Consider the following 21,658-nt stretch of genomic DNA (forward strand, 5'->3'; position numbering starts at 1 on the left):
TTACGCTACCCAATACTCACATCTCACATCTCACATCTCAATACTCACATCTCACATCTCAATACTAACATCTCACTTCTATTAGAAATCGAATTTAACGCGGACCCGTATACCGTGTTTCGGCGCATCTGGCTGATCCAGATAGTTTAGGCGCCGGACATAGTCTACGCGGATAAACTTAAAGATGTTTGTCAAGCCGACGCTGGCTTCGACGTACGGTCTGTTCCCGAAACCGTACGTTATGGGTTGGTCATGTTCATTTTTCTGAAACTGAAAAACGCCGTTTGTGTACTGCGGATCGTTTTCGTGACGTAATGCCCCATAAATGGCTTTGACACTGAAGACCTCTCTCCATTTTAATCTTTTAATCAACGGGATTTTGTTCAGCAGGAAGCCATTCATATAATATTGTACGTTCGCAGCCACGGAATGGTCGCTGACAAATTCCAGAAAGTTCATCAGGTTGTACGAACGTAGTTGATACGCGTAGGTTTGATTTGCCCGATGTATGTTTAGGAAGGGGAATGGGATTTGGTTTCCGAGAATATAGTTACCTTCGAGATTGACGTCGGCATAGCCAAGCTGCGAAAAGTAAAAACGCTTGTCTACCCCTAGGGTAAAGTTGTGGTAATTGTATTCGCCGTCCAATACGTCCTTCAATCCGGCCACATAATTGAGGTAGAAAATCGGGTACTTGTTAAATATGGGCGTACGGTATAATTTGCCTTGATAGAACTCTTCGTGAGGCGCATAGCGCAGGCTGACCGAGAGTTCGGTTGTATTCAGCTCATTGAATAGCCGGTTATTTCCCTGCTCATCCAACATCTGGTAGGTTAAAATTCCCGCCGGTTGTTGACGCCATTTGGAGAAACCTATGGTATATGAAAAGCGGTTTTCAAATTCGCGCTTGTATTCCAGACGATAAATATCGTTGTAGAGGTACCGCTCGTTTTCTCCGCGTTTGAAAGATAGCAGAAAGTTGTCCTCCTGCACGAATTCGAGGTTTTGGCCTGGAATTTTGGTGTCGCGCATAATGGAAGCACGCAGGTAATGTTGCGGGAACGTATAGACCGACTTATTGTTGAGTGCATATGTGCCGCTTAAGAAATATTTCCATTTCTCGTCCTTAAAACCATATGCGGTGTATCCTTCTGCGTAGAAGCGTTTACTTAAGCGGTCTGTCGTACGTCCACCCACCCGCAAACGGAATCCCTCGACGGGGTTGAAGCTGTAAAACGTATTGACCGGGCCGATCTCGAGCGGCCCTGCCTGTTTGTACCCCGATAGAACCAGGGCGCTGATATCCATCAAGCGTTGAAAGGAGGGGATAAGCTGCAGCGTGTCGATATTCCGATAAATATGTTGTTCTGTCGGTTTTAGGGGTACGGGACGATGTGTGGCCCAGTACTCATCGGTGAGGGTTTCTTTCTTTTCTTCGTAAACTTTGACAACAGAAGGACCAGCATACATAGAGTCAGGCTGTACGAGTCCTGTCTTAAAGTCTTCAAAAGTTACGGTTCTGTTTCCTTTAATTCCCGTGCCTTTGTCTGTCAGGGAAAAATCAAGCCCTAGCGAACTTGTCCGTAAATAGTACCTGCTGTTTTGATCCTGCTCGAAATCAAGCTTTACATCGAGATCGCGGACAAAGTTCAGATTGATGTCATCGGAGACACTCAACTCGGCCCGTTTTACCGCATATTTTCCGTCCAGTGTAATGTACAACCTACCTTGAAACAGTAGATCAGCTTTGTTCCTCGGAAAAAAGCTTAGTTCCACCAGATACGGGGTCTCGGTTTTTACGGTGTCCGTAATATAGAACTTGTAGAAGGTCGGCGACGATCCAGCTATAGGACTTAAAAACTGATTGGTCACGAGTTCTATATTGCTTTCGTAGATATCTATATCTTGGTATAGCTTGTTGAAATAAGCGCTCAGCCCATCGTTGTCAATAAATTTGGGATCAAATTGCGCCCGCTGTTCGGCCAAGATAAGCTGTTTCGTCGTGTTGGGCTTCCTCCGGGTGTAGACCTGTGACAGGCGCTCCTCAATAAAGGCGGGAAGTGTATAACCTCTGGTTGTATTACTGCCCACCTCGGCATCTTCTTTCTCAAAGAGAAATTGGTAGTTCTTAAAGGCCTTCCTGTTTTTGAACTTTTCCGACAGGTTGCTTAGTCCCAGGGACACTTTCTCGTATTGTTGGTACTGTGCATAGTCGTATGCCTCTATACGGTTCTCGTCTTTGTGGGCGATTACCTTGCGGATTAATTCCACTGCCGGATTATTCTTATTGGAATATTTGGAGCGCTTAGGTGCTTTAATTTGAACGGCTTCGATTGTATTCTCCTCCGGTACCAGGTACACGGTAACCTCCTGATAGGACTGACCGCTTATGGTGACATCCTGCGACTCATACCCTACGTAGGATATACGGATTTTGGAAAAGCCTGGTTCTACCTTTAAGACGAAGTTGCCGTTGTCGTCGGTGGAGGTTGCTGTGGTCGACCCAATAGCGGCGATGGTGGCATAACCAATAGGCTCTTTGTTGGTAACATCCATCACCTTTCCTTTCAGATGTAGGGTCTGTGCCGAGGCGACGGAAGATAAAGCAAAAAACAAAATTAATGTTGCTATATACCGGAGGAATACCTTGATGTAACGTGTTGACATATCGCTTTCGTTTTTATCCTATCGATTTGACTTTTGAACTTACAAAGTCAGGTCTTTAGAAAGTCGAACAAAAGTAATAATAGTTTAATTGATTTAAAAAGGGCGCGATAGCCGAGATTGAGAATGTGACTTTATCTTGATGTTTCTGTCTTTTCCGTTACAATTAGAACGGATCGTGGACTTCGAACGAGACAATTTGGTGCGTTGTCGGGTGTTTAAATTGGATGTATCCGGCGTGGAGGTGAAGTCGGTGCGCACGTGTTCCATACAAGTCGTCGCCGACAATGGGATGGCCCAAACCGAGGTGGTGCGCGGCGTGAACACGCAACTGGTGCGTGCGACCTGACAACGGGAAGAAATGTATCCGTGTGTTGCCCTTCTCAAGGGCGACGACTTTAAATTTCGTTTGCGCAGGTTTCCCATACTGGTAACACACGACCTGTCGGGGACGGTCGTCAAGATCGACCCGGAGAGGAAGGTCGATAAGCCCTTCATGCTCATGCAGCTCGCCTTCCAGTAACGCCGTATATCGTTTGAACACGGTATGCTTTATGAATTGGTCCTGGATGGTTTTGTGTGCTTCTTTGTGCTTTGCCAGGACCATGATCCCGGAGGTAGACATGTCCAGCCGATGAATGATAACGGGGCCGGAGACGTCGGGATGTTTCGCTATACGCGTATATACAGAATCGCTGACGTGGATTCCCGGCACAGACAGAAACTCGCTGGGTTTATTCACGACAATAATATCGCTGTCCTCGTACAATATTTCCAACTCCTTGTTGACGGCCGGATTGTCTAACATCGGATTGGGCGCGACATTTAGCCCCTTCAGCATATGGGCGAGAATCGGTTCGCATTTGCTTTTACAAGCAGGGTAGAAATGGCGGTGTTTCCTTATTTCGGAGGCCGGCGAAACGCCCCACCAGAACTCCGCCATGCTGACGGGCCGGAGACGGTGCTGATAGGCATATTGTAGCAGCTTCGGCGCTGCACATTCGCCTGCTCCCGCGGGCGGTAGCAGCTGCTTGGATTCCTCGAAGATGGACAGCACGCTCTTGGTCTCCCCACGCGCGTTTAAAAACTGGTACTGATCAAAAAGCCGCTGCTGAAGTGCCGACGATTTTATTTTGCGGAGCTCGCGGAGTTCATCAATAGAAGACTGTCGGCGGTGGATCTGCCCTTCCACATCCTGTAACTTCTCTTTCCACGTGTTTTTTAGAACGGCGTATTCATGTTGATCGCGGTAGCTCTGTTTGACAAGATCGGTTTCCAGTACCTGATAATCTTCAGCAGATAAGGCCGGTTTTTGAGTTTCTCTGGCTTTTTTTCTGGCGGCCTTCTGCTGTTTCATGTACGCGCGGAACGCTGTTAAGGACGAATCCGCTTCTTCCCGGAGTTTGATGAGCCGCTGCTTTAATTCCGCAAAACCAGCGTCTTCTTCCAGGGATGTAATGCGGTGATTTATGGCGTTGATTTCTTCTTCCTCCTTTAGGAAGAAGCCGTCTTCCCGAAGCATGTCGAAGATAGGCGGGACCAGATAGCGGTGTTCGTTCCTACCGGCGAGTTTACCTGAGCAGGCCGCCAGATAGCCCAGCATGCCGTCCTCCCGTTCGACAACCAGCACCCCGAACATCTTTCCGATGGGCGAGCCCTCCATGGGACGCAGACCGAAATTATGTACAAAGTCCCGCTGACTTTCGAGATAGTCCTGTAGTTCCGATGCGGCAATCCTGCTTAACTCATCGGGCTCATAACAAAAAGGAAACGTGAAGAGCGAAGGCTTTTCAAGTCCTGAGATGTCCGATTGAAATGTGTGAAAGAATGCCGGCGAATCTATACCCATATCCAAGAATTGCGTGTGCAAAGGTACATAAGTTTGGGGAGATTTATGACAATAATATGGATGTCGGATTTTGATAAACAACGGCTAAAATATGTACATTAGGTCTTTAATCAAAAGGAGGTTTACATGCAGAAAAATAAATTAAAGAATACCGAGCTATCTATCGTGCCATTGATCTTTGGAGGAAATGTCTTTGGGTGGACGTTAGATGAGAAGAGCTCCTTTGATGTGTTGGATACCTTTGTTGACTTGGGATTCAATGCCATCGATACGGCAAATCAGTATTCATATTGGGTGCCGGGAAATAGAGGTGGGGAATCGGAGACCATCCTAGGCAACTGGTTGAAATCCCGTGGTAACAGAGATAAAGTCGTGCTGATGACAAAGGTAGGCGGCGTGTTCGCCGACAATCCGAAGCCGAATACGACGAGAAATCATATCCTCGAACAGGTAGACGCATCACTGAAACGGTTGCAAACAGACTATATTGATCTGTATCAAACGCATTTCGATCAAGAGGAAACGCCCGTTGAAGAAACGTTACGCACCTACGAAGATCTGATCAGGGCCGGTAAAGTTCGGTATATAGGGGCGTCCAATCTGTCGCCGGCACGGCTTAAAGAGTCGATGGAGACCAGCAGAAATCTGTCGCTACCTTCGTATGTTTCGTTGCAACCCGAATACAATCTTTATAGCCGGGAAGGGTTTGAGAACAATTACCTTGCAACAGCGCAGGCATACGATTTATCCGTCATACCCTATTTTTCGTTGGCCAGCGGATTTCTAACGGGGAAGTACCAGCAGGAAGAAGACTTTGCCAAATCAGCCCGTGGCGAGGGTGTGAAAAAGCAGTACTGGAACACCCGCGGGGAAAAAATCGTCAAAGCGCTTTTTTATGTTGCTGAGGAAAACAAAACAACGCCCGCGGCTGTTGCTTTAGCATGGTTATTGCATCAACCAACGGTAGCCGCACCTATTGCAAGCGCAACGAAGACATTACATCTAAAACCGTTCGTAGATGCGGTGGAATTGAAGCTTTCAAAAGAAGCCCTCATTTTGTTGGACGAAGCAAGTATGTATTAATCGATTAATTGTTAGTAATATGAAAACAAACATTGGTATTAAAGAAAAAGATACGCAGGCAGTGGCGGTGATCCTAAACAAGCTACTAGCGGATGAGCACGTCCTGTATGTAAAAGCACGCAATGCGCACTGGAATGTTGAGGGGCGTGACTTCCATGCACAACACGTGTTTTTCGAGAGCATCTATGACCAACTAAGCGAGACGATTGATGAAATTGCGGAGCGCATCCGCTCTATAGGCCACTACGCCGTCGGCACAATGAAGGAGTTTTTAGAGCTTACACAACTGTCGGAGTTACGTCATACAAAGAATGATAGTTTAGGGTATATTGAGGAGTTGCTTTCCGATTTTGAAGCAATTATTGTATATATACGCGAGCAGATTGAGACCGTTGGGGAGAAGCATAAAGACGCGGGAACCGAGGACTTCCTCGTGGCTATTATGGAGCAGCATGAAAAAACAGCGTGGATGCTGCGCGCACATCTCCGCTAGTCGATAGCCTGAGCTTATAATAAGCTGGAGTGTCTCCTGTATTTGTTTGTTCCAGACAAATACAGGAGACACCTTTTTTTTTGAGGTGCAGGAGGAAGATCCTAGTGACACTTGTTTAGACTAAATTTTAATTGGGTGATGAAAGTATACATAAGTCAATTATATTTGTGCTATAAACACATCTTTAGACTGTTATGAAGAAATTTTTTCTTGCCGTTAACAAGGGAACTGCAGCCTCTAACCTTGCTGCATTTGTACTTCGTATAGGCTTCGGGGTACTGATGATACCCAAGCACGGCTATGTAAAACTGGTGGAGTTTAATGAACGAAAGGATCAATTCATGGATTTTCTCGGGCTAGGGGGGACCGTATCCTTAAGTCTAGCCATATTTGCGGAATTCTTTTGTTCTATATTGCTGATTTTGGGACTGTTTACGCGGCTGGCGACTATCCCTCTGTTGATCACGGTGCTGGTTATATTTTCGGTACACAACTGGGAGTTCTTTGGTAAGTACGAACTAGCTACGGCGTTTTTTATAGGCTATTTGGGGATTTTAGCACTTGGTCCCGGCAAGTTCAGTCTCGATTACCTGTTGTTTAGGAAAGGGCGCTAGTAGTTTTACCTCTATAAAGCTATTTCCTGTATCCGGTATACAGGAAATAGCTTTCGGGTGATGATATTATCGGTAGAGCAATGCACCTGATACATTCCAGAAGCTGAAACTGGTGCCTTCCGGTTCTCCCTGCGGGATCTGTACGCGTATAGTGTGCTTGCCTGCTTTGAGCGAACCAAGATTGATGTAGTTGGGTGGTGTTACTGTTCCCGGACACCAGTTTGATCGGCTCAGATCTGATGAGGAGAGACCGTTTTGAAAGTTGCCGGAGACGGGGTTGTAGAGACGGTAGGATCCGCAGTCGGTACGCCATGGCGTAAATTTAAATGCGGGCTCCCCGTTTAGAAAGATGCGGTTTTCTTTTGGGACAAATTCGTCGCCGCCGCCCCATCCACCGTGGCCTGTGGTAATGTAGCGCAGTTGTACGTCTGTAGCGTCTTTGTCTAACTCGAAGGTCACTTCCAGGCCTTTTTCCTGACTAAAAAAGGTGGCGTACGTCTGGCCGCCCATCTCCATGACGTTTGTCGTATTAAAAATGGGCAGGACTTTGGGCGATTCCATTTTCGACGCGCCGGGATGGATCGTGATTTCCAGGCTGACTTTGTGGCCTCCCTTGTCGTAATTTCCGATATACGTGCCCACGTATACTTCTTTGCCTGCCATCAACGACAAAAACTCGGAGATGTCCTGGCGGTAGATTGCCGAGTCTTGCCATGTTTTGCCTTTTAGTGTCAGACGGTCGTTAAAGTGCGATACGCCGAACGGCGTAAAAAAGCGCATAAGTTCATATACAGGCGAATATCCCTCGGTTCGGACCATTCCGGGGTACTCCTTGCCATCGCCATTCCGGTACATCGGCAGCGTGTTCATTCCGTTTTTCATGCCATCGAGGAAGGTTTGCGCCTGATCATCTGCGATCATGAATACGGAACCTGTCCGGTCGTATGCGTCGCCATTAGATTTTTCTATGAGCTGTACAAATGCTTGGTGGCCACCCGCCAGCTCCGGTACTTTAATTTTCTTTACAATGACGGTCCCGTTTGCGAAACGTAGGACGCTGTCTGACGTCGTTTTTTCGTTGAAGTTGATCTGCTCATCTTGAAAGATAGGGATCTGGATGAATCGGCTTTTCCATACTTGGTCCTGATAGGTAAGAGCATCGACAACGTTCTCAAAAGGCCGCAGCGCCACGTTTGACGGAATATGCGATAGCTTCTCTACGTGAATTGCCGTGATCTTCGTATTGCCATTCCGTACGTATTCCAGTACCAAACCTATGTTTTGCCCCAGTTCATTAGGAGCCCCTTTGACGTTTAAGTCGTTCGTGTACCACAGTTCGATGCTATTTGAATTGACCGAGGTAATTGCCTTTTTGCAACGATAACCTAGTATCGTTTTTGTTTCGTCTGTAAGTGTTATCTTATCCCGTCCAAGGATCGTCGTGTCAAGTGTAGCGAGCTCCTTTGAAGCCGAAAAGTTGGTCAACTTATAATATCCGCCGCTTTTTCGGTCGACATAAAATGTTTCATATGGATACGAACTAGTTGACTGCGTTATGTTATGCGTTGTGATAACCGTTTGGTTCGCGTCCGTGAAGACCAGTAAAGGATCCTGTTGAGGAGACACCTTGTCGTTATAACTCCGCTGATAGGTAACCTTATACGATTGTGCCGATGTACCGGTTAGTATGATGAGGAAGAGGACAGATAGCAGGTACTTCATATGTAAATGGTTATTCATTAGTGTGTTTATATTTTCATGGTATTCATCAGCCCACTGCGTTGATTTGTTGGCGCCTTAGCTCTGGCGGATAGAAAAAGGCTGGTAAAAAAATAGCCGCCCCAGACCTGAGGCAGCTATTTTCATGGTATAGTGATTAAGCTTTAATACTCGGTATTTCTACAACCTCGTTAGTATCAGCTTCATAGTCTATCTGATCAAAGTTGAACCCAAACAGATGGAAGAACTCACTGCGGTAGCCAGCGATGTCGGAGATTTCTTCCAGGTTCTCCGTTGTTGCCTGTTCCCACAGCTTAGCGACTTCTGCCTGTACATCGTCGCGCATTTCGAGGTCGTCGACGCGGATGCGGCCTTTTTCGTCGACAGGAATTTCTCCTTCCTTGTATAGGCGTTCTGCAAACAGACGTTGCATCTGTTCAATCGTTCCTTCGTGGATACCTTTCTCTTTCATGACTTTGTAAAGAAGAGATATATATAACGGAACGACTGGTATGGCAGAGCTGGATTGCGTAACCAGGGCTTTGTTTACAGAAACGTAGCTGACGCCGCCGATGTCCTGTAACAGGCTATTAAGTACCGGCACCGTACCTTCTAGATGGTCTTTGGCTTTTCCGATGGTGCCATTTCTATAGATCGGATAGGTCAACTCAGGGCCGATATACGAATAGGCTACTGTTTTTACTCCCTCCGCGAGAACACCGGCACTTTTCAGGGCTTCTATCCAAAACTTCCAGTCTTCGCCACCCATCACGGCAATCGTGTTATCGATTTCTTCCTGACTTTCTACAGGCTGAATAGAGATGTCCGATACAACGCCGGCATGGAAGTCAACGGTTTTGTTGGTGAATGGCTGTCCAATGGGCTTTAAGACCGACGCGTGTGCAACGCCCGTTTTTGGATGGGTACGGCGAGGCGACGCCAAGGAGTATACCACTAAATCTACTTGGCCTAAATCTTGTTTAATCAAGTCGATCGCTTGTTGTTTTACCTCGTCCGAGAATGCATCGCCATTGATGCTTTTCGCATAAAGGCCGGCTGCCTGTGCCTCCTTTTCGAAGGCTGCAGAGTTGTACCACCCCGCAGTACCCGGTTTTCCGGGCGCCGCCGGTTTTTCGAAAAATACCCCGATTGTGGCAGCTCCCGAACCGAAGGCTGCCGTAATGCGTGAAGCTAGACCGAAACCGGTAGACGCACCGATCACTAAAACTTTCTTGGGGCCATTTTGAATTTCGCCCTTGGATTTTACGTAGTCTATCTGTTGTTTAACGTGTTCCGCGGTACCCTCAGGGTGCGAAGTTAAGCAGATAAAACCTCTTACACGTGGTTGTATAATCATAGTTTTCTATCTTTTCGAATTGAAGGTGCAAATTAAGTAAATTTACTAGAATTATAGGAAAATATACGCGATAATCTTGATCGTTCTTTCGGTAGAAGACCGGCTAGCGACACCTAAGGGAAAGGCTCCCACCTAATCTGTACGGCTTTTCTGCATATCGACCCGCACGGTGTATGTTCCCTGGTAGAGACTTTCCTGCATCAGATTTTCTGCGACAATGATATGGTAAACTCCGGAAATCTGTAAACTGTCGGTATATGCTTTGCCGAACGGGCCGTCCGTTTCGCCGTCGGGCGAAACGATTTGTGCGAGACGGATATTCCCGGTATCGCCCGGTGTGATGATCCTGATTGTTACCAGTGTTGGCTCATTTAAGCGGAAGGATAACGTATCTTTAGCGCCTGCGGCTTTTTCCCGCTGGAACTGAAGACGGCTTCCGTTATCAGCCGAGTGTTGGCCTGCCGTGATCGGCAGGGTGTCGGGCGGCATCTCCGGAGTCTTTGAGGGCCGACACCCAACCAAAGCGAGAAGGAAAAAGAGTTTGTATGATCTATATTTCATGAGCAACGCCTTTCATCTGATAACGAAAGGCGTTGTAATTTGTTTGAAAATAAGTCCTTATTAAAGCAAATGAATGCCCTGCTGAATCAGTTGCTGTCTCTGTTGCTCGTCCCATATACTCACCTGCACTTCGCCGATATGAGCTTTCTTTAGCATAAACATGCATACTCTCGACTGGCCTATCCCTCCGCCAATAGATTGAGGCAGTTGGTCGTGTATAAGCATACTATGAAAAGGCAGACTGGCCCGGTCGATGCTATTTCTAATCTCAAGCTGCCGAAGCAGCGCGATTTTGTCAACGCGGATGCCCATTGAAGACAATTCGAAAGCCGTATTAAGGATCGGATTCCAGACCAGAATATCCCCGTTGAGTCCCCGATAACCTTCTTCGTTATCTGTACTCCAGTCGTCGTAGTCGGCCGCACGCCCGTCATGCGGGAACCCATTACTGAGTTCGCCCCCGATGCCGTAAATAAAAACGGCCCCATGTTCTTTAGCAATGGCGTTCTCCCGTTCTTTTGGTGTTGAATCGGGATACTTCGACAGCAGTTCCTCTGCTGATATAAAACGGATGGTTTCGGGCAGAACCGCACGTTTGTCCGGGTATTGCCTTTCGACTTCCTGCTCGGTTTCATATAGGCATTGGTATATCTTTAGGACGGTCTCTTTTAAATACGCAAAGGTCCGGTCGGTGTAATCAATATGTTTTTCCCAATCCCATTGGTCTACGTAAATTGAGTGTATCGGGGTGTAATCTTCGTCAGGGCGCAGTGCGCGCATATCGGTAAGGATACCTTCGCCCTTCTCGATGCCGAGCTCCCGTAAACGTACCCGTTTCCATTTCGCCAGCGAATGTACCACCACGGCCCGTTTTTCATTCAGCGATTTGATAGGGAAGCTTACGGGGCGTTCGATGCCGTTGAGGTCGTCGTTGATTCCCGTCCCGTCCAGTACGATCAGGGGAGAGGATACCGGAATTAAGTTTAATGCCTGTTTCAGTTTATTCGAAATAGTGTCCTTAACAAACGTTATCGCTTGCTCGGTTTTTAATAAGTTACGTCCCATAAAATGTGTTAACCCTCAAATACCATAATCCAGATTTAGTGAGGTGTTGGTATTTTTATAAAATTTCCCAACAAAAATAGTTATTTTATTAAATTTTTATGTAAAATTTTGAAGATATTATTACAAATAAAGGCGGTCCTTAGAACCGCCTTTATTTGTAATAATATGTATGTTTGAGGTTACACGGAAAAGCTTTCGCCGCATGCACACGTACGCGAGGCGTTTGGATTGTGAAATTCAAAACCTTTGCCGTTGAGCCCATCCGAATAATCAAGCTCGGTACCCGCCAAATAAAGATACGATTTGATGTCCAGGCATATCTTAATTCCTTTGTCCTCGCAAAATTGATCGCCCTTTTTTTCTTCATTGTCGAAGTTCAGCTTATAAGACAGGCCTGAACAACCGCCACTTTCTACCGCTACCCGCACAAAATAGCTACTGTCATAGTTTTCCTCCAACATGATCTGTTGGATGCGTTCTTTTGCTTTATCTGTTATGGTTACCATTCCGTCCATAGTTCTTCCTACTTTTAGACTACAAAAGTCGTCAATCTTTTTTTTACTTTCAACTGGCGCCGGTCGAGAAAATGTCACAAAATACGTTAGTCTATCAGTCCGTCCAGAAACAGCTTCCATATCGGCGACAGCTGGCGTACGTTGTACACCGTTTGAATAATATCCTCTACGGCACGTTCTACCTCGTCGCGTTCGGTAAATTTGCTAAGGCTGATACGGATGCTACTGAAGGCGTCATCGTCGTTTACGCCCATGGCTTTGAGTACGTGGGAAGGGTCCAGTAATCCCGATGCGCAAGCTGATCCGGATGATAGGGCAAGCTGTGGGAGGGATGTCATTAATTCGGCAGACCGTATATGGCGGAAAGCAATATAGCTCGTATTGTCGAGCCTATCAGCTTCTTTGCCATGGACAATCACCTGTGGTACCCGGCGCTGGATCTGCTCTTCCAGGTAGTCCCGGTACGATCTGATTTGCGCATGAGGCCTGGCAATATCCAAGGCTTTTCCACACCCCACGATGGCAGCCACGTTTAAGGTGCCTCCGCGGAGCCCTTGTTCCTGTTTTCCTCCGCTGACAAGTGCTGGAATCTGAATGGGTTTAGTTTTCCTTCGGATGAATAATCCGCCGACCCCCTTTGGTCCATGGAACTTGTGGGCGCTAAACACCAGTATATCGATGGGTATCCGTTCGAGGTCAAGCTCCCGCTTGCCTACCAGCTGTGTGGCGTCGCAACAATAAAGAACGTCCTGCTCCTGGCATATTCGGGCGATATCCTCATACGGATGTACGACGCCAGACTCATTGTTAGCAGCCATAATGCATACGAGAATCGTATCCTTCCGGATTGTATCCCGAAGCTGCTGTAGATCGATCTCGCCGTTAGCATTCACGGCTAAGTACGACACTTCCACACCCCGTTTTTCCAGATAGGCGCAGGTACTTAAAACCGCCTTGTGCTCTGTTTGGCACGTGATGATATGTTTGCCCTTTTTACCATACGTCTCGACGACACCTCTAAGGACCGTATTTATCCCTTCGGTCGCACCTGAGTTAAAAAAAATCTCGTTATCCTTTACGTTGAACTTCTGCGCTATCTGGCGCCTGGCCTGTTCAATAGCCTGGTTGGCTTCCCTGCCGGGTTTATGCTGTATGCTAGACGCATTTCCATAAGATTCCTGAAGAAAAGGTAGCATGCTTTCCAGGACGGCCGGATCTATTTTGGTGGTGGCATTATTGTCCAAGTATATCCAAGACATACGCTAAAGATAGGGTAAATATTATTAAAAGATTCATTCGGTCTAAGAAAATTTTATTTTTGTTCATGGAAAAACTCGAACGTAGTGTAGAGCGGCTAACCGATCTGGTTATCCTAAAGATGCCGAGTATTATTGTTGCCCTGGTAATCCTTATTGCCGGTCGGTATGTGATCAGTTTTACGCTACGTATGTTGGAACGTAGGTTTGAAAAGAAGGATATCGATCGCTCTATCCGAAGCTTTATCAGCAGCCTGGTTAGGTTTGCGATGTATTGTTTGCTAATCCTTACCGTGGCGAACACGATGGGGATACAGACGACGTCTTTTATTGCCGCTTTATCGGCCTTTGGGTTGGCTGTGGGGATGGCTTTGCAGGGGAGCCTGTCCAATTTTGCCGGTGGTGTACTTATTTTGATGTTCCGGCCGTTTGAGGTGGGCGATTATATATCGAGTAATAATGGATCAGAGGGAACGGTGGAGCAGATCGACATTTTGTACACCACCTTGGTCAGCGCCGACGGTATCAAGGTTTTCAGCCCTAACGGGACGCTGGCAAACTCCGTTATTAAAAACTATACAAAAATACTCTCCCGCAGATTTCAGTTCGTTATCGGTGTTTCCTATGAAGATAATATTAAAGAAGCCAAGGATACGATTGTTGCGGTTATTCAAAGCGACGACCGCGTATTGAAAAATCCCGCTCCCGAAGTTTTCGTGAGTGATCTGGCTGATAGTTCTGTAAATTTAACCATCAGGGGATGGGTAACTAAAGAGCAGTTCTGGGCGACAAATAACGCCTTACAGGAGAAAATTAAAATTGCGTTGGATGAAAAAGGCATCTCTATACCTTATCCGCAAACCGAAATGCGTATAAAGCAGGAGAGTACAACCGCGTCCGGCGCCGCTAAGGACAGCTAATCGAGCGAGCGTGTCAATACGTAATAACGGTAGGCGAGGACTGCTTGTTGCCACTTAGTAAGTTTGGCGGGGTCTTTCCCCGAGAGCTTCGGCAAAATAGCCTTATTGATTTTGTTCAGTGTTTTAAAGATTGCTTTTCTCATGCTACGCGATGTATGTAGGGATAACAAAAAGTCCTGCAAATCGTTTTGCAGGACGCTATTTTTGTCGGGAACAGTTGCGTTGGCGATCAATATTAGCTAATAGACTACCGTCCGATGATCTACCCCTCCAGTAGTTTCCGCTCCCGACTCCACGTAAATGCGGTGAACGTGATAGCCAGTATGCAGGCGCCCAGTATAACTTCGAATGCTGCATTCCATCCACTTTTATCGACGATAGCCCCTAACGCAGCATTCGCTAACAGATCTCCAATAAAATAACCAAAAAGTCCTGTCAGTCCGGCGGCGGTTCCGGCTGCCTTTTTGGGAACAAGATCGAGCGCCTGTACACCGATCAGCATAACCGGACCATAGATTAAAAAGCCGATTGCCCAAAGGGATCCATTCACCAGCCAAGGGGCGTTGATCGGCGATGTCCAATACATAAATACGGAGCACAAGGTAAGAGCCATGTAAATGATCGTGACGGGAGCTCTCCGGCCGCGGAACACTTTGTCGCTCAATACACCGCAGAGGATTGTTCCGGGGATGGCCGCCAATTCGTAAATAGAGGCAGACCATGCCGCTTCCGAAGATGAAAAATGTTTGGCTTCCTGTAAAAACGTGGGGGCCCAGTTGATAATTCCGTTCCGTACGAGGTATACAAACGCATTTGCGATAGCGATAAACCACAGCATTTTATTGTTGAGCACGTATTTGAAGAAGATTTCGGTGGCGCTGAGTTCCTTTTCCTGTGATGCGTCGTACGTTTTTGCATAATCGTTATGATATTCCTCGACGGGCGGCAGTCCGCAGGACTGCGGCGTGTCGCGTACCAATAAGACTACAACGAAAGCGAACAGCATGGCAACCATACCTGGGAAGTACAGACGTGCCTGCCAGTCTACAAACAGCTCCACTCCCCAGATGGTCAATGGGCCGACCAGGAACCCTCCTACATTGTGAGCAAGGTTCCATATTGACATGGTTGTGCCCCTTTCTTTAATGGAGTACCAATGAACCACGACCCTGCCGCAGGGCGGCCAGCCCATACCCTGGAACCAGCCGTTGATGAATAAAAGGGCGAAGATGATACCGATGGAAGAAGTGGCCACGGGCAAAAAGCCCATGAGAATCATGGTCAACGAGGACAACACCAATCCGGCAGCAAGAAAATAACGGGCATTGCTGCGGTCGGAAACATTCCCCATCAAAAATTTACTGAGTCCATAGGCTATGGAAAGAGCAGACATGGCGAACCCGAGCTCGGCCTTACTATACCCTAAGGTGTCTTGCAGATCTTTGACAGCGAAAGAGAAATTTTTTCTGACAAAATAGTAGGCAGCATATCCCAAAAATATGCCGGCAAATACTTGTATTCTCAGCTTTTTATAGGTTGCATCAATCTTGTCGGAAGGGAGGCGGTCTTTGTGAGGTGCGGGCTTAAATATATTTAGCATATCTTGTTGTCTTTCTAAAATAGATTTGGGTAATCACTGATGATGCCGTCGACACCCATTGATGTCAACCGCTTAATTTCGTTTTTATCGTTTACCGTCCATGGGATAATCTTAATGCCCCGCTGTTTAGCCTGTGTCAGGAAATCTGGCGTGACTAACCTGAAGTTTGGGCTAATAATAAAAGGGGTGAAACCCAGCTCTTCTACAAGGTCTTTGACCGACTTCGTGTTTTTGGCGTCGATCAGATAAGAAGTTCGAATCTGCGGATAAACTTTGTTGATGTACTGAATGGTACGCTTGTCGAACGACTGAATTACGGTCCGACTTGCGATACCCTTGTCGACAACGATCTGAAGGACTAGATCGGAAAATTCCTCTGGGCCGGGGTGATAGGTGTGATCTTTAGTGGGTGAGCTTTTGGTTTCAATATTATAAAACATGGGCTTTTTCCGTTTTTCCCTCGCGTACGCTTCAGCCTCGTCAATTAAGTCGCTTAACAGATTGATGGATGTTTTGATTTTTTTTTGTTCGGGAAAGTCGCTATACGGTTTGCTGCCAATGTCAAAAGCCCCGAGTTCATGATAGGTGTAACTGTAAATGATTCCCTTGATGTCTTTACCTGCGAGTGGCTCCCCGTTTTTGTATTGGACAAATTTGGGATTTAAGGAGTCGTCATGATAGACGACAACTTTTTTGTCCTTGGTGATATGGCAATCCATTTCCAGCGTCGTCACTTTCGGCAGATCAATCGCCGTCTTCATTGCGCCGATAGAGTTCTCCGGATAGAGCCCCCGGGCCCCTCGATGTCCTTCATAGGAAAATACGGGGAATGCTATTGTATCGCCTTGCATAGGAGTTTGCTTTTTTTGTGTTAGAATGGTGCATGCTGTACCTAAGAATAGGACAGCAAATGCGCAGGTTGTTTGAAGCTTGTTCGTGCTTATCATAATTAACTTTCTTAATGCATCTGATGGTGAAATGGCTTAGGTCGGACCATCGTTTCCTTAAATTCATGACCGTTGTCATCTGTCACTGATATATCCAGCGTTGTGTTGGCCTTTGTTGCTTGTGCTACAAACAGGTGAGACGTGTTCACTGACAAAAAAGCCGGTGTAGGAGTCGCGTTGGCGTTCAGACGAACCATCGTATAAGATATTACATGGAGGGGGTCTTTTTGATGGACCTGCTTGACCGGAAGTACCTTGCCATTCTCCTTGACTTTAATTTTCCAGCCGGGTCTGTAGCCCCAGATATTGAGCAAAATCTGGTTGGACTTATTGGGTGATGTATATTCGGCCGCATAATCCTTGACCATCGCCTGATGTACGGAGTCTGCTTTTGGAGCAAATCCGTTCGCTGTTATATGTACCGTGTTTAAGTCGTAAGCGCGAAATTGATAATCTTTTCCGTAGCCAATGCTTTTGTAATATATAGCTTGTCGGGAGCGGTCGGTTTCCATTACCGCGTATCCTCCTGGGCTACCATCCTTGCACACATGGTTTCCTGCGCCATGTTTGCGGCCGGTCCACCACCATGTCGCGCTGACCGCGCCGATATTATATTCGTCGAGCGCGCTGTGCACGTCAGCAATGCGATAATTGATGTGCGTATGTCCGGTAAATATTTTTATGTTGCTGAAACGTTGAAGAGTATTCTGTAAGCGACCCGCATTCTTTAAAACGATATTGGCGTTTCCTAATCTCGGATTACTATGAAGAGGAATATGCATGGCCAGCACAATTGGCGTTTTAGTGTCGGCGAGCATCGCCAGATCCCGTTCTAACCAGGCAATTTGGCGATCGGTGATTTCCGCCTCATAGCTGCGGTCGCCTATTGTCCCCGGCGCTCCGCCCGAGTTTTTAAAGACGACATTGTCTAAGACGACATAATGAACCTCGCCTATATTAAATGAATAGTACGTTGGGCCAAGGGTGTGGCGGTAAGCCGCTTCTGAAAGCCAATCGTTCGCTATGTAAGGGTCATTGTCGTGATTACCGATCGTGTTGAATACAGGAAAATCAAGGGATTCCATCTGACGTAAATACTCGGGTAGCCCGAAGCTGTTTTTGTACCAATATACGTCCCAGGACTGATCGCCTAATGTCAGTGCATAAAATTTCGTGCCTGCCGCCTTATATTGAGCGGCCAGTTGCTTAATATCATTTAAGAAGCCCTTCTTAAACTGTTGGAGATCATCATTTCTATTTGCCAAATGCATATCCGCCAGGAACGCAATGACGTGCTTGTCAGAGGTGGAAGGAAAAAGCTCAAAATCTTTTGTCTCCAGTTCGTTTGCGTCTTTGGAAAGTATCTGAAAAAATTGAGGGACCGTTCTTACCACAGGTACCTCGTAGTTACGGGGTACGGAGATAAAGACATAGCCATTTTGTTTATCGGAAGGGAGTTGGTAATTGCCGTTTTTATCCGTTTTTGTTACGAGGATTCCATCGGATACCACGGCATCGGGAATGCCCTTGCCTTGATGGTGTACTTTGCCCCGGATTGTTGTTTTTTGAAAAGACGGAACGTGGGATATTCGTGCAAGCACGGAATGATGGATCGATTGAGAATGTTTGGCTTCCTGTAGCGCAATTCCGCCTTGCTTTCCTCCCGTGACGGTGAAAAGTAGTATATACGGTAGTAGGGTTAGATAATATAGCGTCATTCTAAAGTTTTTTGCATCGGTGCGTTGTGCCAGCGCTTACTGTCATTGGAAGCGCCTAAAGCCTGATATTAGTAAACAGATACAACCCGCTTAAGCAAGTTGTATCTGTTTTTAGTTTTGTTATTCTATGTGTCTGGTCATGCCTTCGCCGGTTTCTATTTCACTAAGTGTCGCGTTCTTTTCCAGGTGGACCAGCGTGTGCGCGCGCGGAGATATCCACTCGCGGGTCGTTGGATTGAATTCGCCTCCCAGTTTAAAGAAGTAGCCCACGTCCGTGTTTGTTACACCGCCATGGTGAGGGAACCTAAAGTCGTTTTTACCCTCGCCCATAGAAAAGAACGGCGTGAGTTCGCCTGTTTCTTGAATATACTGCGCATAATGGTCGTTGTTCGTTATTCGATATCCAATGCCTTGTTCAACGTCTATGACGGATGCGGTCGCTGTGCCCCCGTAGAAAATAACGTCAATAGGAACCGATTTGTCGGATACGTTCGTGCCCACGAAAACGGCTATACCCGCGGCGTTACCGCTATTGGCCAAAAGGTTGGAGGAGGCATTGCCGACCCCGTCACCGATTTGAGTATGGTAGGCTATCGTTTTTATCCAATTTGCTTCTTGGATAGAGGTAGAGTTTGCGCCGTTAATGCGTTTGTTGGTGCCGCCGACATAGAAGATGTCGCCTTTCTTCACCGATCCCTCGGTTATATTGAATTTGTAAGTTCTGTTAGCGCCCGTGGCCCATCCTGCCGTATGCAGCACCGTGCCCGCATTGTTCGAAGTCACTAAAGAAAACGGAATTTCCGAAAAATCGATATCGGTATTGGCCATAAGCTGGATGTACTCGTAGTTACCATCTCCTCCGGAAGGGTCATTGCAGAACCCCGTGATAATGATCGGCCGTTCGCCCAATTCCTCCGGGATTTCGGGATCAGAGACGTCTTCAATATCCTGTGTATATCGTGGCCAGATACTAATGCGGCTGGGTGTGCCGGGTGCTTGAAGGAATATTCCGGTGACATTAACATTACGGGGTACCTGCATGGCAGCGTGACTGGCGGAGGCCGTCGTCTGTATGAGCAATGTATCTGCTCCACTCAGCATTTGTTTCGTCCCTGAAAATGTTTCGCCCTCGGTAGGCCGTGGATGCATCTCCCCGCCAATGACACGTACGATGGTACTTTCAAACTCGTTTGGACGTTGATAAGCGGCTGCGCCGGTGATGATTCTGCGCATCAGGTTGTCAACCCTGCCCACAACTTCGATATCGGCTGCCGTGACGTTGTCGATATACAGATAGCCATCCCGTCTCAAAATCTTGTTATCAATGTGGACGAGCACGGAATCGCCGGGACTATACTTGGAGGCATCGGCACCTATTTTGAGGCTGATACCGTGCAGTTTCGAGCCTTGTCTCCACTGCTGGATGACAATCATTCCGGCCGGCGCATTACCCGCTTGGTGGTCGGAGATAACAACGCCGGCGGTCATTTTAGCCTCAAGAAGATTTTGGGCGTTTAGTTGTACATCTTCACCTTTATGGATCATCCGAATATCCTCAATTGCGATATACGGACTTAATTGACCATCGATAAAGTCTCTTTTTTCGCAGGAAAGCATCAAAACGACGCATATCGGCAATAGGAGGGTGTATAATAGATTCTTTTTCATCTGTTTATTTATTGATGAGTTTAACTTCTTCATTTCTAACAATTAGGGGCGTTGCCACCAGACCAACGTATTGATATTGTCTGCACCTTGCTCTGCCACGGCTGCCCGATAGTTTTCCCTGTTGGTAGACTGTACATACACTGGATAATTGAGCCGGGCTGGCATTTGTCCATTGTTCAGATGTCCCGATGCTATAGGAAGTACGGGATGGCCGGTCCGTCTATACTCGAACCAGGACTGCAGGTCCGTAAAGAAAAGAGCGTAGTATTTCTGGATATGGATAAGTTCCATTTTTTCTTCATCTGAGTATGTGTCGCTCCATACGACATGTTCGCCCGTCAGATAATAGGAGGGCACGTCGAAGCCCCATAGTTCTATTCCTGCGACCGTTCCGCTTTCATAATACTCGCGAGCCGGTTTACTATTAATCCAACCTTTGACGGCTGCCTCTGCGAGGATAAGTTGCAATTCGCCGTAGTTCATAATGTTTCCTAATAACGGTTCAGACAACAAAGACGTTGGAAGGGTGGATTTAGCAACCGGCGGCTGTCCGACGGGATACCCGCTGGGAATCCCGGCATAGTCTCCATCGACGAGTGTCGCCCATTTTTGAATTCGAGGATCGCTACGTTTGTTGAGATTGTCGATAAAAAAGCTTGCCGATTTTGGTGTGTACCAATCCGCAGGCCGCCACGTTGCAAACGGCGAAACATAGGGGGCGGAGCCTGTCCAGCGCAAAATAGCTGAGTCGTCGTTGCTTGCCATTATCGGATATTCTGCTGGGGAGGTGTCGACAATTTTCGTGATAATGGCAGATGAATTGAGTTCAGTTTTATGGGCAACCCGCAGTGCCAGTCTTAAATAGAGTGAATTTCCGAACCTGCGCCATTTCGTGGCATCCCCGCCAAAGACAGGATCGGCCAATTCAGAGATGGCGCCGGTAGCAGGAATTCCTTTTAATAGTTCGTTGGCCTCTTCCAATTTAGCGAAAAGTTGGGGGTAAATATCTTGCTGCCTGTCGAACACAGGCATAAACTGGTTGAGATCTTTTCCTTGCAGAGCTTCTGAGAAAGGGACATCACCATAGGTATCCGTCAGCATCGAGAAAATCCATGCCTCGCAGATCTGGGCAACGCCCATATACGCCGGTTGATTGAGTTCTTCTGCAAATTCATAAATGTCGCGAAAGTTACGCAGCTGGAGGTACCAGTTATTCCAAAGGTAATCGGCTTCCGAAACCCGTACATCGTATCGGAATATACGTCCTTCGCCGTCGCCCATGTTAACGGTTACCTGCATAAGTTCGTTTGTTATCCGCTGGCTACGGTTCATATTATATCCCACAACCTTCGTAATTGCAGGTGCCAACAGATTATTAGGCTGCACTTTGGGGCTGGTGTTAGGATTGGTATTAATCTCCTTGAAATCCTTATTACAAGACGTTGAAAACACACAGGTAGTCAGCCCAAGTCCTAATAGATATATCGTTTTAAAAATAAGTTTCTTTTTCATATGTGAATAATTTACGACCATATGGCGCATCCAGATTGAAGCATCTTGCTTGTTTTTCTATTTCCGAAGCACACCTGCTCCTGGTGGTTATTTATATTTTTCAGCAACCATAGATGC

The 21,658-nt window shown here is 46.9% G+C and carries 18 protein-coding genes; 4 read left to right on the forward strand and 14 right to left on the reverse strand.

Annotation, left to right across the window (positions count from 1 at the left end; all coding sequences use genetic code 11):
* Positions 1 to 81 precede the first annotated feature (81 nt).
* Together BC792_RS04525 and BC792_RS04530 are read right to left on the reverse strand one after the other, a co-directional pair.
* The gene (locus tag BC792_RS04525; RefSeq protein ID WP_148907802.1) at positions 82 to 2,667 is read right to left on the reverse strand and encodes a DUF5686 and carboxypeptidase-like regulatory domain-containing protein; all 2,586 of its coding nucleotides are present in this window, start codon (positions 2,665 to 2,667) and stop codon (positions 82 to 84) included.
* Positions 2,668 to 2,830: 163 nt separating this feature from the next.
* Entirely contained in the window at positions 2,831 to 4,513 is a 1,683-nt protein-coding gene (locus BC792_RS04530; protein WP_148907907.1) for an RluA family pseudouridine synthase, read from the reverse strand.
* Positions 4,514 to 4,639: 126 nt separating this feature from the next.
* Here BC792_RS04530 and BC792_RS04535 point away from each other — a divergent pair, with 126 nt between their 5' ends.
* The 3 genes from BC792_RS04535 to BC792_RS04545 all read left to right on the forward strand — a co-directional run bounded on the left by BC792_RS04535 (position 4,640) and on the right by BC792_RS04545 (position 6,703).
* On the forward strand, positions 4,640 to 5,596 hold the full coding sequence (locus BC792_RS04535) for an aldo/keto reductase (RefSeq protein WP_148907803.1): 957 nt from the start codon (positions 4,640 to 4,642) through the stop codon (positions 5,594 to 5,596).
* 19 nt (positions 5,597 to 5,615) lie between these two features.
* Positions 5,616 to 6,089 carry a Dps family protein gene (locus tag BC792_RS04540; protein WP_148907804.1) on the forward strand — a complete coding sequence of 158 codons (474 nt, stop codon included), beginning with the start codon at positions 5,616 to 5,618 and terminating at the stop codon, positions 6,087 to 6,089.
* Between the two features lie 194 nt (positions 6,090 to 6,283).
* Positions 6,284 to 6,703 (forward strand): DoxX family protein, encoded by a 420-nt coding sequence (locus tag BC792_RS04545; protein ID WP_148907805.1) that lies wholly within the window; start codon positions 6,284 to 6,286, stop codon positions 6,701 to 6,703.
* A 66-nt stretch (positions 6,704 to 6,769) separates the two neighbouring features.
* Here BC792_RS04545 and BC792_RS04550 read toward each other — a convergent pair whose 3' ends face one another.
* The 6 genes from BC792_RS04550 to BC792_RS04575 all read right to left on the reverse strand — a co-directional run bounded on the left by BC792_RS04550 (position 6,770) and on the right by BC792_RS04575 (position 13,179).
* On the reverse strand, positions 6,770 to 8,425 hold the full coding sequence (locus BC792_RS04550) for a PNGase F N-terminal domain-containing protein (RefSeq protein ID WP_148907806.1): 1,656 nt from the start codon (positions 8,423 to 8,425) through the stop codon (positions 6,770 to 6,772).
* A 154-nt stretch (positions 8,426 to 8,579) separates the two neighbouring features.
* Complete coding sequence (fabV, locus tag BC792_RS04555; protein WP_148907807.1) at positions 8,580 to 9,779, reverse strand: enoyl-ACP reductase FabV; 1,200 nt, start codon at positions 9,777 to 9,779, stop codon at positions 8,580 to 8,582.
* 132 nt (positions 9,780 to 9,911) lie between these two features.
* On the reverse strand, positions 9,912 to 10,340 hold the full coding sequence (locus BC792_RS04560; protein ID WP_148907808.1) for a hypothetical protein: 429 nt from the start codon (positions 10,338 to 10,340) through the stop codon (positions 9,912 to 9,914).
* Positions 10,341 to 10,400: 60 nt separating this feature from the next.
* On the reverse strand, positions 10,401 to 11,405 hold the full coding sequence (asnA, locus tag BC792_RS04565; RefSeq protein ID WP_148907809.1) for an aspartate--ammonia ligase: 1,005 nt from the start codon (positions 11,403 to 11,405) through the stop codon (positions 10,401 to 10,403).
* 179 nt (positions 11,406 to 11,584) lie between these two features.
* Positions 11,585 to 11,911, reverse strand: coding sequence for a HesB/IscA family protein (locus tag BC792_RS04570; protein WP_148907908.1), 327 nt, complete (start codon positions 11,909 to 11,911; stop codon positions 11,585 to 11,587).
* A 95-nt stretch (positions 11,912 to 12,006) separates the two neighbouring features.
* Positions 12,007 to 13,179, reverse strand: a complete 1,173-nt coding sequence (locus tag BC792_RS04575; protein WP_148907810.1) for a cysteine desulfurase family protein — start codon at positions 13,177 to 13,179, stop codon at positions 12,007 to 12,009.
* A gap of 65 nt (positions 13,180 to 13,244) precedes the next feature.
* On the opposite strand from BC792_RS04575, the gene BC792_RS04580 reads away from it, so the two are divergent.
* The gene (locus tag BC792_RS04580) at positions 13,245 to 14,096 is read left to right on the forward strand and encodes a mechanosensitive ion channel family protein (RefSeq protein ID WP_148907811.1); all 852 of its coding nucleotides are present in this window, start codon (positions 13,245 to 13,247) and stop codon (positions 14,094 to 14,096) included.
* Here the strand turns inward: BC792_RS04580 and BC792_RS18295 are convergent.
* The 6 genes from BC792_RS18295 to BC792_RS04605 all read right to left on the reverse strand — a co-directional run bounded on the left by BC792_RS18295 (position 14,093) and on the right by BC792_RS04605 (position 21,541).
* Positions 14,093 to 14,239 carry a hypothetical protein gene (locus BC792_RS18295; protein ID WP_170249955.1) on the reverse strand — a complete coding sequence of 49 codons (147 nt, stop codon included), beginning with the start codon at positions 14,237 to 14,239 and terminating at the stop codon, positions 14,093 to 14,095. The two genes, BC792_RS04580 and BC792_RS18295, sit on opposite strands and share 4 nt — an antisense overlap.
* A 119-nt stretch (positions 14,240 to 14,358) precedes the next feature.
* On the reverse strand, positions 14,359 to 15,696 hold the full coding sequence (glpT, locus tag BC792_RS04585; protein WP_148907812.1) for a glycerol-3-phosphate transporter: 1,338 nt from the start codon (positions 15,694 to 15,696) through the stop codon (positions 14,359 to 14,361).
* 14 nt (positions 15,697 to 15,710) lie between these two features.
* Positions 15,711 to 16,547 (reverse strand): glycerophosphodiester phosphodiesterase family protein, encoded by an 837-nt coding sequence (locus BC792_RS04590; RefSeq protein WP_148907813.1) that lies wholly within the window; start codon positions 16,545 to 16,547, stop codon positions 15,711 to 15,713.
* A gap of 107 nt (positions 16,548 to 16,654) precedes the next feature.
* Positions 16,655 to 18,361, reverse strand: coding sequence for a calcineurin-like phosphoesterase C-terminal domain-containing protein (locus BC792_RS04595; RefSeq protein WP_148907814.1), 1,707 nt, complete (start codon positions 18,359 to 18,361; stop codon positions 16,655 to 16,657).
* A gap of 120 nt (positions 18,362 to 18,481) precedes the next feature.
* On the reverse strand, positions 18,482 to 20,029 hold the full coding sequence (locus BC792_RS04600) for a DUF5689 domain-containing protein (RefSeq protein WP_148907815.1): 1,548 nt from the start codon (positions 20,027 to 20,029) through the stop codon (positions 18,482 to 18,484).
* 42 nt (positions 20,030 to 20,071) lie between these two features.
* Positions 20,072 to 21,541: a SusD/RagB family nutrient-binding outer membrane lipoprotein gene (locus BC792_RS04605; protein WP_148907816.1), complete on the reverse strand. Its 1,470-nt coding sequence runs from the start codon at positions 21,539 to 21,541 to the stop codon at positions 20,072 to 20,074.
* Between the last annotated feature and the right edge of the window lie 117 nt (positions 21,542 to 21,658).

This window comes from Sphingobacterium allocomposti (genome assembly GCF_008124885.1).
Classification (GTDB): Bacteria; Bacteroidota; Bacteroidia; order Sphingobacteriales; family Sphingobacteriaceae; genus Sphingobacterium; species Sphingobacterium allocomposti.

Bases quoted from the DNA above. Each gene is read 5' to 3' on its own strand.
- BC792_RS04595 (WP_148907814.1), bottom strand. From the start codon at position 18,361: ATGACGCTATATTATCTAACCCTACTACCGTATATACTACTTTTCACC.
- BC792_RS04540 (WP_148907804.1), top strand. From the start codon at position 5,616: ATGAAAACAAACATTGGTATTAAAGAAAAAGATACGCAGGCAGTGGCG.
- BC792_RS18295 (WP_170249955.1), bottom strand. From the start codon at position 14,239: ATGAGAAAAGCAATCTTTAAAACACTGAACAAAATCAATAAGGCTATT.
- BC792_RS04580 (WP_148907811.1), top strand. From the start codon at position 13,245: ATGGAAAAACTCGAACGTAGTGTAGAGCGGCTAACCGATCTGGTTATC.
- BC792_RS04600 (WP_148907815.1), bottom strand. From the start codon at position 20,029: ATGAAAAAGAATCTATTATACACCCTCCTATTGCCGATATGCGTCGTT.
- BC792_RS04575 (WP_148907810.1), bottom strand. From the start codon at position 13,179: ATGTCTTGGATATACTTGGACAATAATGCCACCACCAAAATAGATCCG.
- BC792_RS04590 (WP_148907813.1), bottom strand. From the start codon at position 16,547: ATGCAAGGCGATACAATAGCATTCCCCGTATTTTCCTATGAAGGACAT.
- BC792_RS04535 (WP_148907803.1), top strand. From the start codon at position 4,640: ATGCAGAAAAATAAATTAAAGAATACCGAGCTATCTATCGTGCCATTG.
- fabV (WP_148907807.1), bottom strand. From the start codon at position 9,779: ATGATTATACAACCACGTGTAAGAGGTTTTATCTGCTTAACTTCGCAC.
- BC792_RS04550 (WP_148907806.1), bottom strand. From the start codon at position 8,425: ATGAAGTACCTGCTATCTGTCCTCTTCCTCATCATACTAACCGGTACA.
- BC792_RS04530 (WP_148907907.1), bottom strand. From the start codon at position 4,513: ATGGGTATAGATTCGCCGGCATTCTTTCACACATTTCAATCGGACATC.
- BC792_RS04545 (WP_148907805.1), top strand. From the start codon at position 6,284: ATGAAGAAATTTTTTCTTGCCGTTAACAAGGGAACTGCAGCCTCTAAC.
- BC792_RS04570 (WP_148907908.1), bottom strand. From the start codon at position 11,911: ATGGTAACCATAACAGATAAAGCAAAAGAACGCATCCAACAGATCATG.
- asnA (WP_148907809.1), bottom strand. From the start codon at position 11,405: ATGGGACGTAACTTATTAAAAACCGAGCAAGCGATAACGTTTGTTAAG.
- glpT (WP_148907812.1), bottom strand. From the start codon at position 15,696: ATGCTAAATATATTTAAGCCCGCACCTCACAAAGACCGCCTCCCTTCC.
- BC792_RS04560 (WP_148907808.1), bottom strand. From the start codon at position 10,340: ATGAAATATAGATCATACAAACTCTTTTTCCTTCTCGCTTTGGTTGGG.
- BC792_RS04605 (WP_148907816.1), bottom strand. From the start codon at position 21,541: ATGAAAAAGAAACTTATTTTTAAAACGATATATCTATTAGGACTTGGG.
- BC792_RS04525 (WP_148907802.1), bottom strand. From the start codon at position 2,667: ATGTCAACACGTTACATCAAGGTATTCCTCCGGTATATAGCAACATTA.